We start from the raw sequence: 14,538 nt of genomic DNA on the forward strand, positions 1-14,538 counted from the left end.
GCACTGTCGTTGTCGCACCTCACGGGCGTCGGACAGGCTGCGAACCGTGAAGGCTGTTCAGCCGACCGTCTCCTTTCTCCCATCGAATGTGGAGTGAGTGCATGTCTCTCCCGCAGGGTGTTCGATTCCGCTTGACCGACGGCCAGCGGGGAATCTGGTACGCCGTCCAGGGCGATTCCGCCAATCCGCTCTTCGGCCTGGCGGAGCGGGTGGACATCCAGGGCCCCGTCGACACCGGGCTGTTCGAGGCCGCCCTGCGGCGGGTGGTGGACGAGACCGAGGCCCTGCGGGTGTCCTTCGGCGAGGACGCCGACGGCCCCTACCAGGTGGTGGCGCCCGGACTCGACTGGCCGTTCCACCTCGTGGACGTGTCCGGAGCGGACGATCCGGAAGCCGCCGTGCGCGACTGGACGTCGGCCGACCAGCGGCGGCCGGTGGACCTCACAGCCGGTCCGCTGTTCACCTTCGCGCTGTTCCGGCTCGCCGACGAGCGGTACGTCTGGTACCAGCGCCATCACCACATCGCGCTGGACGGCCTGAGCGTGGGCATGGTCGCGCGCCGGGTCGCCGCCGTGTACTCGGCCGCCGCGGCGGGGGAGCGGTGCCCGGAGTCCGGCCACGGCGGGCTGCGGGAGCTCATCGAGGCCGACGCCGCGTACGGCGGGTCCGAGGAGATCGCCCGCGACCGGGGGTACTGGGCCGAGCAGTTGGCCGACCGCCCCGAGGCCCAGGGCCTGACCGCACAGCCCACCCGCTATCCGGACGGCCCGCTGCTGCGCGTCGTGTCCACACTGGAGCCGGCCGCCGTCGAGTCGATCCGGTCGCTGGCCCGCGAGGTAGGTACGGCCTGGCCGACGGTGGCCGTCGCCGCCCAGGCGCTGTATCTGCACCGGATCACCGGCCGCACCGATGTCGTCCTCGCCCTCCCGGTCGCGGCCCGGCCCGGCGGCGACGCCGCGAACGTGCCCGGCATGGTGTCCAACCTGGTGCCGCTGCGGCTGTCCGTACGGCCCGGGGACACCGTCGCCGAGCTGCTGGGCCAGGTCTCCCGGCGGATGCGCGGCGCCCTGCGCCACCAGCGCTACCGCTATGAGGAACTGCGCCGCGACGTCGGCGCGCTGGCCGACGGCAGGCGCCTGGTCGGCCCCCGCGTCAACATCATCATGTTCGACTACGACCTGGACTTCGGCGGCCACCCGGGCGTGGTGCACAACCTGACCATCGGCCACGACGACGATCTGACCGTCGTCGTCGACAACCGGGCGGGCGACGGCGGGCTGCGGGTGGAGCTCAACGCCAGCCCCGAGCTGTACTCCCCTGCCGAGGTGGAGCGCCACGGCGAGCGGCTGACCGGGCTGCTGCGCGCCCTGGCCACCGGCGCGCCGGACCGGCCGCTGGGCCTGCTGGACATCGCCACCGAGGCCGAGCGCCGGCAGGTGCTGGTGGACTTCGCCGGCGACGCGGCCCAGGCCGCCACCGCCGCGCTTTCCGCGCAGCCGGACGGCGACCGGGCCGCCACCGCCACCCTCACCGAGCTGTTCGAGGCGCGGGTGCGGGAGTGCCCCGAGGCGCCCGCGGTGTCCCTCGGCGCGGACACGCTGACCTACGCCGAGCTGAACGCGCGGGCGAACGCGCTGGCCCGGCTGCTGGTCGCGCGGGGCGCCGGGCCCGGCCGGTTCGTGGGCCTGGTGCTGCCCCGCTCGATCGACCTGGTGGTGGCGCTGCTGGCGGTGGTGAAGTCGGGCGCCGCCTATGTGCCCATCGACCCCGCGTATCCGGCGGACCGGATCGCGTACACCGTCTCCGATGTGGACCTGACCCTGCTGGTGACGGACACCCGGGCCGAGGTGGCGCTCCCGGAGGGCGTGGAGCGGGTGGTGCTGGGCGACGAGGAGGTGCGGGCGCGGCTCGCCGCCCTGCCCGGCACCGATCTGACGGACGCCGACCGGCCCTCGCCCCTGCTGCCCCTCGCCCCCGCGTACGTCATCTACACCTCCGGTTCCACCGGGCGCCCCAAGGGCGTCGTGGTCTCCCACCGGAACGTGGTCCGGCTGTTCGCCGCCACCCGCCGGTGGTTCCCGTTCGGCGCCGACGAGGTGTGGACCCTGTTCCACTCCTACGCCTTCGACTTCTCGGTATGGGAGCTGTGGGGTCCGCTGCTGCACGGCGGGCGGCTCGTGGTGGTCCCGTTCGAGGTGTCGCGGTCGCCGGAGCGCTTCCTGCGGCTGCTGGCGGACGAGCGGGTGACCTTCCTCAACCAGACCCCGTCGGCCTTCTACCAGCTCGTCAACGCCGACCGGGAGGACCCGGCGACCGGCGACCGGCTGGCGCTGCGCCATGTGGTGTTCGGAGGTGAGGCGCTGGACCTGGGGCGGCTGGCCGACTGGTACGAACGGCACGGCGAGGGCGCCACCTGCGCACCGCTGCTGGTCAACATGTACGGCATCACCGAGACCACCGTGCACGTCAGCCATCTCGCCCTGGACCCCGAACTCGCCGCCGCGGGCGCCGGTTCGCTGATCGGCCGGGGCATCCCCGATCTGCGGGTGCGGGTGCTGGACGGCGCGCTGCGCCCGGCTCCCCCGGGCGTGGCCGGGGAGATGTACGTGGCGGGCGCCGGTGTCGCGCAGGGCTATCTGAAGCGGCCCGGCCTGAGCGCCTCCCGGTTCGTGGCCGACCCGTTCGCGGGCGACGGCAGCCGGATGTACCGCACCGGTGACCTGGCGCGCTGGAACGCCGACGGGCTGCTGGAGTACCTGGGCCGCGCCGACGACCAGGTGAAGATCCGGGGATTCCGGATCGAGACCGGCGAGATCGCGGCCGCGCTGTCGGCCTGCCAGGGCGTCGCCGACTGCGCCGTGGTCGCCCGCGACGACCGGGGCGGTGAGCGCCGACTGGTGGCGTATGTGGTGCCGCAGGCCCCCGGTGAGGCGCTGGATCCCGGACTGCTGCGCAAGAAGCTCGGCGAGTCGCTGCCGGACTACATGCTGCCCGCCGCGTTCGTCACCCTGCCCGCGCTGCCCCTGACCCCCAGCGGCAAGCTCGACGCTCGGGCGCTGCCGGAGCCCGAGGTGGCCGGCGGGGCGGCCGGACGCGACGCCCGCACCCCGGGCGAGCAGGTGCTCGCCGGGCTGTTCGCCGAGGTGCTCGGCGTGCCCCGGGTCGGGGTGGACGACAACTTCTTCGCCCTCGGCGGCCATTCGCTGGCCGCCACCCGGCTCGCCGGCCGGGCCCGCTCCGTGCTCGGCGTGGAACTCGCCGTGCACGAGGTGTTCGACCGGCCCACCGTGGCCGCGCTCGCCGAACTGCTGGACACCGCGCGGGCGGCGCGGACCGCGCTGGTCCCGGTGGACCGGCCCGACCCCATGCCGCTGTCGTTCGCCCAGGCCCGGCTGTGGTTCCTCGACCGGCTCGACGGCCCCAACCCCACGTACAACATCCCCTTCCTGCTGCGGATGTCCGGCGACCTGGACGTCGCGGCGCTGCGGGCGGCGCTGCGCGATGTGCTGCTGCGGCACGAGAGCCTGCGCACCGTCTTCCCCGACACGGCGGGTGAGCCCCGGCAGCATCTGGTGGCCGCCGAGGAACTGCCGCCGCTGCCGTACGCGTCCGAGGTCACCGCCGCGGACCTGCCCGCCGCCCTCGCGACGGCCGCGAGCCACAGCTTCCAGCTCGCCGCCGAACTGCCGCTGCGCGCCGAGCTGTTCCACCTCGGCGGCGGCGAGCATGTGCTGTCCGTCGTCGTCCACCACATCGCCGGGGACGGCTGGTCCCTGGCGCCGCTGGTGCGCGATCTGTCGGCCGCCTACACCGCCCGCTGCGACGGCCGGGCCCCCGGCTGGGAGCCGTTGCCGGTCTCCTACGCCGACTACACCCTGTGGCAGCGGTCGCTGCTGGGCGAGGACTCCGACGAGACCAGTGCGCTGGCCCGTCAGCTCGCGTACTGGAAGAGCGCGCTGGCCGGTCTCCCCGAGGAACTGGCCCTGCCCGCCGACCGGCCCCGGCCCGCCGTGGCGAGCCACCGCGGCGCCGTACTGGACTGCGAGATCGGCCCCGAACTCCACCGTGAGCTGCTCGCCGTCGCCCATGCCGGCGGCGCCAGCGTGTTCATGGTGCTCCAGGCGGCGCTGGCCGTGCTGCTGTCCAAGCTCGGCGCGGGCGACGACATCCCGGTCGGCAGCCCGATCGCCGGACGGACCGACGAGGCCCTGGACGACATGGTCGGGTTCTTCGTCAACACGCTGGTGCTGCGCACCGACACCTCCGGGCGGCCGTCGTTCACCGACCTCGTCGACCGGGTCCGCCGGGCCGACCTGGCGGCCTACGCACATCAGGACGTGCCGTTCGAGCGGCTGGTCGAGGTGCTCAACCCGGACCGCTCGCGGTCCCGGCACCCGCTGTTCCAGATCCTGCTGAGCATGCAGGACCACCCGGACCGCACGCTGGACCTGCCCGGGCTGACCGCCTCGGTGGCCCCGGGCGACCTCACCATCGCCAAGTTCGACCTGCAATTCGACTTCAGCGAGCGTCGGGACGAGGCGGGAGCGCCCGCCGGGATCGGCGGACAGGTGCTGTACGCCACCGATCTGTACGACGCCGAGACCGTGCGCCGGATGGTGCGGCGGTTCCTGAAGGTGCTGGAGTCGGCCGTCGCCCGGCCCGGGACGAGCATCGCCGAGATCGACGTCCTGGCGCCCGAGGAGACCCGCCGGCTGGCCGTGGAGTGGGCCGGTGCGGTCCGCGAAGTGCCCGCGCTCACCGGCTCGGTACCCGCCCGGTTCGCCGAGCGGGTGGCCGCCGCCCCGGACGCGGCCGCGCTCATCGCCGCCGACGGCACCGAGATCAGCTACCGGGAGCTGGAGACGCGCGCCAACCGGCTCGCGCACCGGCTGCTCGCCGTGGGCGTCGGCCCGGAGGCGCGGGTGGCCGTGCTCCAGCAGCGCTCGGTGGAGCTCGTCGTCTCCCTGCTCGCCGTGCTCAAGGCCGGTGCCGCGTATGTGCCGCTGGACTCGCGCGCCCCGCAGAGCCGCTGGGAGCAGGTGATGGAGCGGACCGAACCGTCGGTGCTGCTCGTCGACCTGGCCCAGCCGGAGCTGGAGTTCACCCACCGGGCCACCACCGTCGTGGTGGACGGCGACCTCGACGACCTCGCCGACCTGACCGGCGATCCGGACCAGCCTCCCGCGGTGGCCGTTCACTCCGAGCGGCTCGCGTATGTGATGTTCACCTCCGGCTCGACCGGCCGCCCCAAGGGCGTCGCGGTCACCCACCGCGATCTGCTGGCGTTCGCCCTGGACGGCTGCTTCGCCGCCGACGCCCACCGCCGGGTGCTGCTGCACGCGCCGCACGCCTTCGACGCCGCCAACTACGAGCTGTGGGTGCCGCTGCTCACCGGCGGCACAGTGGTCATCGCCCCGCCGCAGGACATGGACGTCCGCACCCTGCGCCGGATGATCGCCGAGCACGGCATCACCGGACTGCACCTGACCGCCGGGCTGTTCCGCGTCGTGGCAGAGAACGACCTGGACTGCCTGACCGGTGTGCGGGAGCTGCTGGCCGGCGGCGACGTCGTGCCCGGTACGGCGGTGCGTGCCCTGCTCGAGCGCTTCCCCGGCATGGTGTTCAAGGACACCTACGGCCCGACCGAGACCACCTCCTTCGCCACCGCCCACCGGGTGACCTCCGCCGACCAGGTGCCCGACGTCGTACCGATCGGTGCCCCGCTGGACAACACCCGGGCCCAGGTCCTGGACGGCCAGTTGCGCCGGGTGCCGCCGGGCGTCGTCGGCGAGCTGTACATCGCCGGCGAGGGCCTGGCGCGCGGCTATTGGCGGGCGCCCGCGCTCAGCGCGGAACGGTTCGTAGCCGACCCGTACGGTCCGGCGGGGAGCCGGATGTACCGGGTGGGCGACCTCGCCCGCTGGACCGGCGAGGGGGTGCTGGAGTTCGCCGGCCGCGCCGACGACCAGGTGAAGATCCGGGGCTTCCGGATCGAACCCGGTGAGGTCGAGGCCGCGGTCGCCCGCCAACCCGGTGTCGCCTCCGCCGCCGTGATCGTGCGCGAGGACCGCCCCGGGGACAAGCGGCTGGTCGCCTACGCGGTGCCCGCCCCCGGCCACCGCCTCGATACGACCGCGCTGCGCGACCAGCTCGCCGAGGCGCTGCCCGACTACATGGTGCCCTCCGCCGTGCTGGCCCTGGACGCCCTTCCGCTCACCCCCAACGGCAAGCTCGACCGCAAGGCGCTGCCGGAGCCGGAGCTCACCGGCGAAGGAGCGGGCAAGGCGCCGCGGACCCCGCAGGAGCAGGTGCTGTGCGGACTCTTCGCCGAGATCCTCGAACTGGCCTCGGTGTCGGTGGACGACAACTTCTTCTCCCTGGGCGGGCACTCCCTGCTCGCCACCCGGCTGGTGCTGCGCATCCAGGCCGTCCTGGGCGCCGACGTGGCGGTGCGCGACCTGTTCGACGCGCCGACCGTCGCCGAGCTGGCCAAGCTGGTCGACCGGGCCACCGGGGCGCGCACCCCGCTGACGCCCCGGGAGCGCCCCGAACTGGTGCCGCTGGCGTACCCGCAGCGCGGACTGTGGTTCATCAACCAACTGGACCACGCGGACGGCACCTACAACCTGGGGGTGTCGCTGCGCTTCACCGGACGGCTCGACCGCGGCGCGCTCTACACCGCGCTGCACGACGTCATCGCCCGGCACGAGAGCCTGCGCACCCTCTTCCCCGACCGCGACGGTGTGCCCTCCCAGGTCGTGCTGGACGCCGACGGGGCCCAGGCCGAGATCCGGGTCTCCGAAGTGGCCGAGGAGCGGCTGGACGAGGCGCTGTCGGAGGTGGCGCGGCGCGGTTTCGACCTCGCCTCCGAACTGCCGATCCGCGCGGACCTGCTGGTGCTGAGCCCCACCGAGCACGTCTTCCTGATCGTGGTGCACCACATCGTCGCCGACGGCTGGTCCTTCGGCCCGCTGGTGGACGACCTGGTCGCCGCCTACACCGCGCGGCGCACCGGATCCGCCCCCACCTGGCGGCCGCTGCCGGTGCAGTACGCGGACTACACGCTGTGGCAGGCCGAGCTGCTGGGCGCCGAGGACGGCCCGGACAGCCTGCTGGGCCGTCAGCTCGACTACTGGAAGCGGACCCTGGCCGGTCTGCCCGAACAGTTGGAGCTGCCCACCGACCGGCCCCGCCCGGCGGTGCTCGGCAACGACGGTGACCGGCTGCCGCTGTCCCTGAGCCCCGAGCTGCAGACCGCGCTGACCGACATCGCCCGCTCCAGCGGCGCCAGCCTCTTCATGGTGGTGCAGGCGGGCCTGGTCGGGCTGCTGTCCCGGCTGGGCGCGGGCGAGGACATCCCGATCGGCACGGCCATCGCGGGCCGCAACGACGAGTCCCTGGTGGACGGCATCGGCTTCTTCGTCAACACGCTGGTGCTGCGCAACGACGTGTCGGGCGATCCGACCTTCCGGCAGCTGGTCGAGCGGGTCCGGGAAGCGGACCTGGCCGCCTACGCCCACCAGGAGGTGCCGTTCGACCTGCTGGTGGAGACCCTGAGCCCGGACCGGTCGCTCTCCCGGCACCCGCTGTTCCAGACGATGCTGACCTTCGAGAACATCCCCGAGCTGCAGCTGCGCTTCCCCGGTCTGGACACCAGGCTGCACCCCGCCAACAACCGCACGGCCAAGTTCGACCTCGACTTCGCCATCGGCGAGACCTTCCACGCCGACGGCTCCCCGGCCGGGATGACCGGCACGCTGGTCTACAACACTGACCTGTACGACCGGACCGGCGCGCAGACGCTGGCCGACCGGTTCGTACGCCTCCTGGAGACGGTGGCGGCCAACCCGGCCGTCCGCGTGACGGAGATCGACCTCCTCTCCGAGGCGGAGCGCCGGCGGGTGCTGGTGGAGTGGAACGGGGATGCGGCCGGTGAGGTCGTGGCCACCCTTCCGGAGCTGTTCGAGGCGCGGGTGCGGGAGTGTCCCGGTGCGCGGGCGGTGTCCCTGGGCGGGGACGGCCCGACGTACCGGGAGCTGAACGAGCGGGCCAACGCGCTGGCGCGGTTGCTGGTCGAGGAGGGCGCGGGGCCTGGCCGGTTCGTGGGCCTGGTGCTGCCCCGCTCGATCGACCTGGTGGTGGCGCTGCTGGCGGTGGTGAAGTCGGGCGCCGCGTATGTGCCGATCGACCCCTCCTATCCGGCGGACCGTATCGCCTACACGGTCGCGGACGTGGACCTGGCGCTCGTGGTGACCGACACCCGGGTCGAGGTGCCGCTGCCGGAGGGCGTGGCGCGGGTGGTGCTGGGCGATGAGGCGGTCGCGGGCCGGCTCGCCGGGCTGCCGGGTACGGACCTGACGGACGCCGACCGGATCGCGCCGCTCGTGCCGGAAGCACCCGCGTACGTGATCTACACGTCGGGTTCGACGGGGCGTCCCAAGGGTGTGGTGGTCTCGCACACCAATGTGGTGCGGCTCTTCGAGCACACGCGGCAGTGGTTCGCGTTCGGCCCGGACGATGTGTGGACGCTGTTCCACTCGTACGCGTTCGACTTCTCGGTGTGGGAGCTGTGGGGCCCGCTGCTGCACGGCGGCCGGCTCGTGGTGGTGCCGTTCGACGTGTCCCGTGCGCCGGAGCGTTTTCTGCGGCTGCTGGCGGATGAGGGGGTGACCTTCCTCAACCAGACGCCATCGGCGTTCTACCAGCTCGTCAACGCCGACCGGGAGGATCCGGGGACCGGCGACCGGCTGGCGCTGCGCCATGTGGTGTTCGGCGGTGAGGCGCTGGACCTGGGACGGTTGACGGACTGGTACGAACGGCACGGTGCGGGCGCCGCCTGTGCGCCGCTGCTGGTGAACATGTACGGCATCACCGAGACCACGGTCCACGTCAGCCATCTGCCGTTGAACGCGGAGCTGGCGGCCTCGGGCGCGGGCTCGCTCATCGGCCGGGGCCTTCCGGACCTGCGGATCTATGTGCTGGACGGTGCGCTGCGCCCGGTGCCCCCAGGGGTGGCGGGGGAGATGTACGTGGCCGGTGGCGGCGTGGCGCAGGGGTATCTGAAGCGGCCGGGGCTGAGTGCGTCGCGGTTCGTGGCCGATCCGTTCGCCGGTGATGGTGCGCGCATGTACCGGACCGGTGATCTGGCGCGCTGGACCGTGGACGGTCTGCTGGAGTATCTGGGCCGGGCGGATGACCAGGTGAAGATCCGGGGATTCCGGATCGAGACGGGGGAGATCGCGGCCGCGCTGTCGGCCTGCCAGGGCGTGGCCGACTGCGCGGTGGTGGCCCGGGACGACCGGAGCGGCGAACGCCGGCTGGTCGCCTACGTGGTGCCGCAGGACCCGGGTGAGGCACCGGAGCCGGGCCCGCTGCGCGACACGCTCGCCGGGTCGCTGCCCGACTACATGCTGCCGTCCGCGTTCGTGGTGCTGGAGGCACTGCCCTTGAACGCCAGCGGCAAGCTCGACCGCAAGGGGCTGCCCGCCCCGGAGTACGCGCCGGCGTCGGCGGGCCGCGCGGCGGGCACACCCCGCGAGGAGATCCTCTGCGGTCTGTTCGCCGATGTGCTCGGCGTGCCCGCGGTCGGAGTGGACGACAACTTCTTCGATCTGGGCGGCCATTCGCTGCTGGCGGCCAGGATCGTCAACCGGATCCGTTCGGTCCTGGCCGTCGAGCTGTCCGTCCGCACGCTCTTCGAGGCCCCGACCGTGGCGGCGCTGGCGAGGACCCTGGGCGGGGAGGCGGCCGCGCGGCTGCCGCTGACCGCCCGCGAGCGGCCCGAGGTGCTCCCGCTGTCGTCCGCCCAGCGCAGGCTGTGGTTCCTCAACCGGATGGAGGGACCGAGCGCCACCTACAACGTGCCGGTGGTGCTCCGGCTGTCCGGGGCGCTGGACCGGGCGGCGCTGGAGCTCGCGCTGTCCGACCTGATCGGCCGGCACGAGAGCCTGCGCACGGTCTTCCCCGAGACCGACGGCTCGCCCCGGCAGCAGGTGTGGGAACCGGGCGCGGTGCGGGTACCGCTGACCGTGGTGGAGACGACCGAGGCCGCGCTGCCGGAGCAGCTCCAGGCGACCGCCACCCGGGGGTTCGACCTGACCGTCCAGCTCCCGCTGCGCACCAGCCTGTTCGTGCTCGGCGAGACCGAGCACGTCCTGGCCCTGGTGATCCATCACATCACCACCGACGGCTGGTCCACGGCGCCGCTGGTACGCGACCTGTCGGCCGCCTACGCCGCCCGCTGCGACGACCGGGCCCCGGACTGGGCGCCGCTGCCGCTGAGCTACGCCGACTACACCCTCTGGCAGCGCGACCACCTCGGCGACGAGGACGACCCGGAGAGCCTGGCCTCCCGCCAACTGGCGTACTGGCGCCAGGCGCTCGCCGGGCTGCCGGACGAGCTGACCCTGCCCACCGACCGGCCCCGGCCGGCCGTGGCCGGCCATCGCGGACGCACCCTGGACTTCGCGCTCGAACCCGGGCTGCACGACCGGCTCACCGCGCTGGCCCGCGCCCGCGGGGTCAGCACCTTCATGGTGCTGCAGTCGGCGCTGGCCCTGCTGCTGACCAAGCTGGGCGCAGGAGAGGACATCCCGGTCGGCAGCCCCATCGCCGGGCGCTCCGACCAGGCCCTGGAGGACCTGATCGGCGTCTTCCTGAACACGCTGGTGCTGCGCACCGACACCTCGGGCGACCCGACGTTCGACCAGCTACTGGACCGGGTGCGGCGCACCGCGCTGGACGCCTACGCCCACCAGGACCTCCCGTTCGAGCGACTGGTGGAGGTGGTCGACCCGGAGCGGTCCCTGGCCCGGCATCCGCTGTTCCAGGTCATGCTGATGGTCCAGAACATGCCGGCCGCTGAAACCGCGCTGGGCGGGCTGACCCTGCGGCCCGAGCTGGTCGACCTGGGCGTCTCCAAGGTCGATCTGAGCTTCGCCTTCGGTGAACGGCCGGAGCGGCCGGGCGCGCTGTCCGGCGTCTGCGAGTACAGCACCGATCTGTTCGACGCGGACAGCGTGAAGACGCTGGTCCGGCGGCTGATCCAGGTGCTGGAGGCGGTGACCGCTGACCCGGGGCTGCGGATCAGCGACGTCGACGTGCTGTCGGCGGCCGAGCGCGAGCGGGTGCTGGTCGAGTGGAACGACACCGCGCGTCCGCTGCCCGCACGCCGGGTCCACGAGCTGTACGAGGCGCAGGCCGCCCGTACCCCGTCGGCCGTCGCGGTGGTCTCCGGCGGTGTCGAGCTGACCTACGCCCAGCTTGACGAGCGGGCGAACCGGCTCGCCACGCTGCTGACCGCCCGCGGGGTGGGCCCCGAGCGGCTGGTGGCCGTGGCGCTGCCGCGCTCCGCGGACCTGCTCGTCGCCCTGCTGGCCGTGCTCAAGACCGGGGCGGCCTATCTGCCGCTGGACCCGGAGCATCCGAAGGACCGGATCGGCTACACCCTCCAGGACGCCCGCCCCGCGCTGGCCCTGGTCACCACCGGCACCGCGCCGCTGCTTATGGCGGGCGGCGGGGACGGCGGTGGGCAGGAGGCCGCCGCGACCGGTGGTGCGGTGGGCGCCGGCGTACCGGCGCTGGTGCTGGACGATCCGGCCACCGTCGCCGAGCTGGCGGCGGCGCCCACGGCCGCGCCCGGTGTGGTGTGCTCGCCGGACCACCCGGCGTATGTCATCTACACCTCCGGTTCGACCGGCCGCCCGAAGGGCGTGGTCGTCCCGCACGGCGCGCTGAGCAACTTCCTGGACGACATGGCCGAGCGGTTCGGCCTCGGCCCCGCCGACCGGCTGCTCGCGGTCACCACGGTGTCGTTCGACATCGCGGCGCTGGAGCTCTATCTGCCGCTGCTGTGCGGCGCGGGCGTGGTGATCGCCGACCGGGACACCGTGCGCGACCCGGCCGCGCTGCTGCGGATGGCCGAGGACACCGGGGCGGGCATCGTCCAGGCGACGCCGTCGCTGTGGCAGGCCATGGTCACCGCGTCGCCGGAGGGCGTGCGCGGGCTGCGGGTGCTGGTCGGCGGTGAGGCGCTGCCGGAGGCCCTGGCCACGCGGCTGCGTACGTCGGCCGCCGGGCTGACCAACCTCTACGGACCGACCGAGACCACCATCTGGTCGACGGCCGCGGACCTGATGGACGGCCACGGCGTGCCCTCGATCGGCACCCCGATCGCCAACACCCAGGTCTATGTGCTGGACGACCGGCTGCGGCCGGTCGCCCCCGGCGTGCCGGGCGAGCTCTACATCGCCGGCGCGGGCGTCGTGCGGGGCTACCACAACCGGCCCGCGCTGACCGCGGAGCGGTTCGTGGCCTGCCCGTTCGGCGGCCCCGGCGAGCGCATGTACCGCACGGGCGACATCGTCCGCCGGACCGCCGACGGCCGACTGGAGTTCTCGGGCCGGGCCGACCATCAGGTGAAGGTGCGCGGTTTCCGGATCGAGCTCGGTGAGATCGAGACGGTGCTGACCGCCCATGAGGCGGTCGGCCAGGCCGTGGCGCTGGCCCGCGCCGACCAGGGCGACAGCGCGCGGCTGGTCGCCTATGTGGTGCCGCGGACCCCCGGTGGGGCGCTGGATCCCGGACTGCTGCGCACGACGCTCGGCGAGTCGCTGCCGGAGTACATGATCCCGTCCGCGTTCGTGGTCCTGGACCGGCTGCCGCTCACCCCGAACGGCAAGCTCGACCGCAAGGCGCTGCCCGCGCCGAGCTTCGGCGCGGCGGCCGATTCGCGGCCCCCGCGGAACCCGGTCGAGGAGGCGCTGTGCGCGGTCTTCGCCGAGGTGCTGCGGCTGTCCTCGGTCGGCATCGACGACAGCTTCTTCGAACTGGGCGGCGACAGCATCGTCTCGATGCAGCTCATCGCCCGCGCCCGCGCGGCGGGTCTGGTCCTCGCCGTCAACGACGTCTTCGAGCACAAGACGGTGGCCGGGCTCGCCGCGGTGGCGGAGGTGCTCGATGACGCGGTCTCCCGCGAACCGGACAACCCCGTCGGCGAGTTCGCCCCCACGCCGATCATGCACTGGCTGCGTGAGCGGGGCGGTGCGATCGACTCCTTCAGCCAGCCGATGCTCGTCCGGACCCCGGCGGGCCTGGACCTGCCGACGCTCACCACCGCGCTCCAGGCGCTGCACGACCGGCACGATGTGCTGCGCGCCCGGCTGGGCGAGGACGACGAGGGCGGCTGGCGGCTGAGCGTGCCACCGGCCGGGGCGGTGTCCTGCGCGGACCGCGTCCGCCGGGTCGGCATCGCCGAAGCCGCGGCCGGGGATCTTCCCCCGCTGTTCGACCGCGCCCTCACCGAGGCCCGTGCGGAGCTGGCCCCCCGGGACGGCGAGATGCTGCGCGCGGTGTGGTTCGACGCCGGTCCCGGACGGCCGGGACGGCTGCTGCTCGTCGCCCACCACCTGGTGGTCGACGGGGTGTCCTGGCGGATCCTGCTGCGGGACCTCGCCGACATCGCGACGGCCGTCGCCGCCGGACGGGAGCCGGAACTCACGCCGGTGGGCACCTCGGTGCGCCGGTGGAGCGAACAGCTCGCGGCCGAGGTGCGCAGGCCGGAACGGCGGGCGGAACTGCCGCTGTGGACGGACATCCTGTCCGCCCCGGACGCCCAGCTCGGCGCCCCGGACGCCCAGCCAGGCGGGGCCCCGGACGCCCAGTCAGGCAGGGCCACGGACGCCCAGCCAGACGGAGCCGCGTCGGCCTCCGGGCACGACCCGGCCGGACCGGTCGCCCGCGTCACCATGACGCTGCCGGCCGCGCGGACCGCGCCGCTGCTCGGCCAGGTGCCGTCGGTGTTCCACTGCGGTGTGGACGACGTGCTGCTGAGCGCGCTGGCGCTGGCGATCGCCGACCGGCGCCGCAGGCTGGGCTCGTCGGCCACCTCGGTACTGGTCGCCGTGGAGGGCCACGGCCGGGACGAGAGCGTCGGGGGTGTGGATCTCTCCCGTACGGTGGGCTGGTTCACCAGCCTCCACCCGGTGCGGCTGGACCCCGGCCAGGTGCAGTGGGGCGACCTGTGGTCGGGCGGCCCGGCCACCGGACGGGTGGTCAAGCGGATCAAGGAACAGTTGCGCGCGGTGCCCGGTACCGGGATCGGCTACGGCCTGCTGCGCCATCTGGACCGGGAGACGGCCGCGGAACTGGCCGGGTCGGCCGTGCCGCGGATCGGCTTCAACTATCTGGGCCGGGTCGAGTTCCACGACGGGCCCGGGGGCGACTGGCGCCCGGCCTCGGAGGCGCTCGGGCTCGACCTCGGCGCCGACGGTCCGGGCACTCCGTACGGACTGGAGCTGAACGCCGTCACCATCGACCGCCCCGGTGGCCCGGAGCTCATGGTGACGTGGACCTACGCCCTGGATGTGCTGTCCGAGGCGGAGGTACGGGAGGTCGGCGAGGCGTGGCTGCGCGCCCTGGAGGGGATGGCGCTCCATGCGGCCGGACCCGGCGCGGGCGGCCACACCCCCTCGGACCTCGCCCTGTCGGATCTGGAGCAGGAGGAGATCGAGTTGCTGGAGGACGAGTGGTGAAGCGTCG

At 73.8% G+C, this 14,538-nt stretch carries 1 protein-coding gene; it reads left to right on the forward strand.

Features of this window, described 5'->3' with window-relative positions; all coding sequences use genetic code 11:
• Positions 1-131 precede the first annotated feature (131 nt).
• The gene (locus J5X86_RS04195; RefSeq protein WP_208515407.1) at positions 132-14,531 is read left to right on the forward strand and encodes a non-ribosomal peptide synthetase; all 14,400 of its coding nucleotides are present in this window, start codon (positions 132-134) and stop codon (positions 14,529-14,531) included.
• The last annotated feature ends 7 nt before the right edge of the window (positions 14,532-14,538 follow it).

Source organism: Streptomyces sp. NEAU-YJ-81, assembly GCF_017592595.1.
Lineage (GTDB): Bacteria > Actinomycetota > Actinomycetes > Streptomycetales > Streptomycetaceae > Streptomyces > Streptomyces hygroscopicus_B.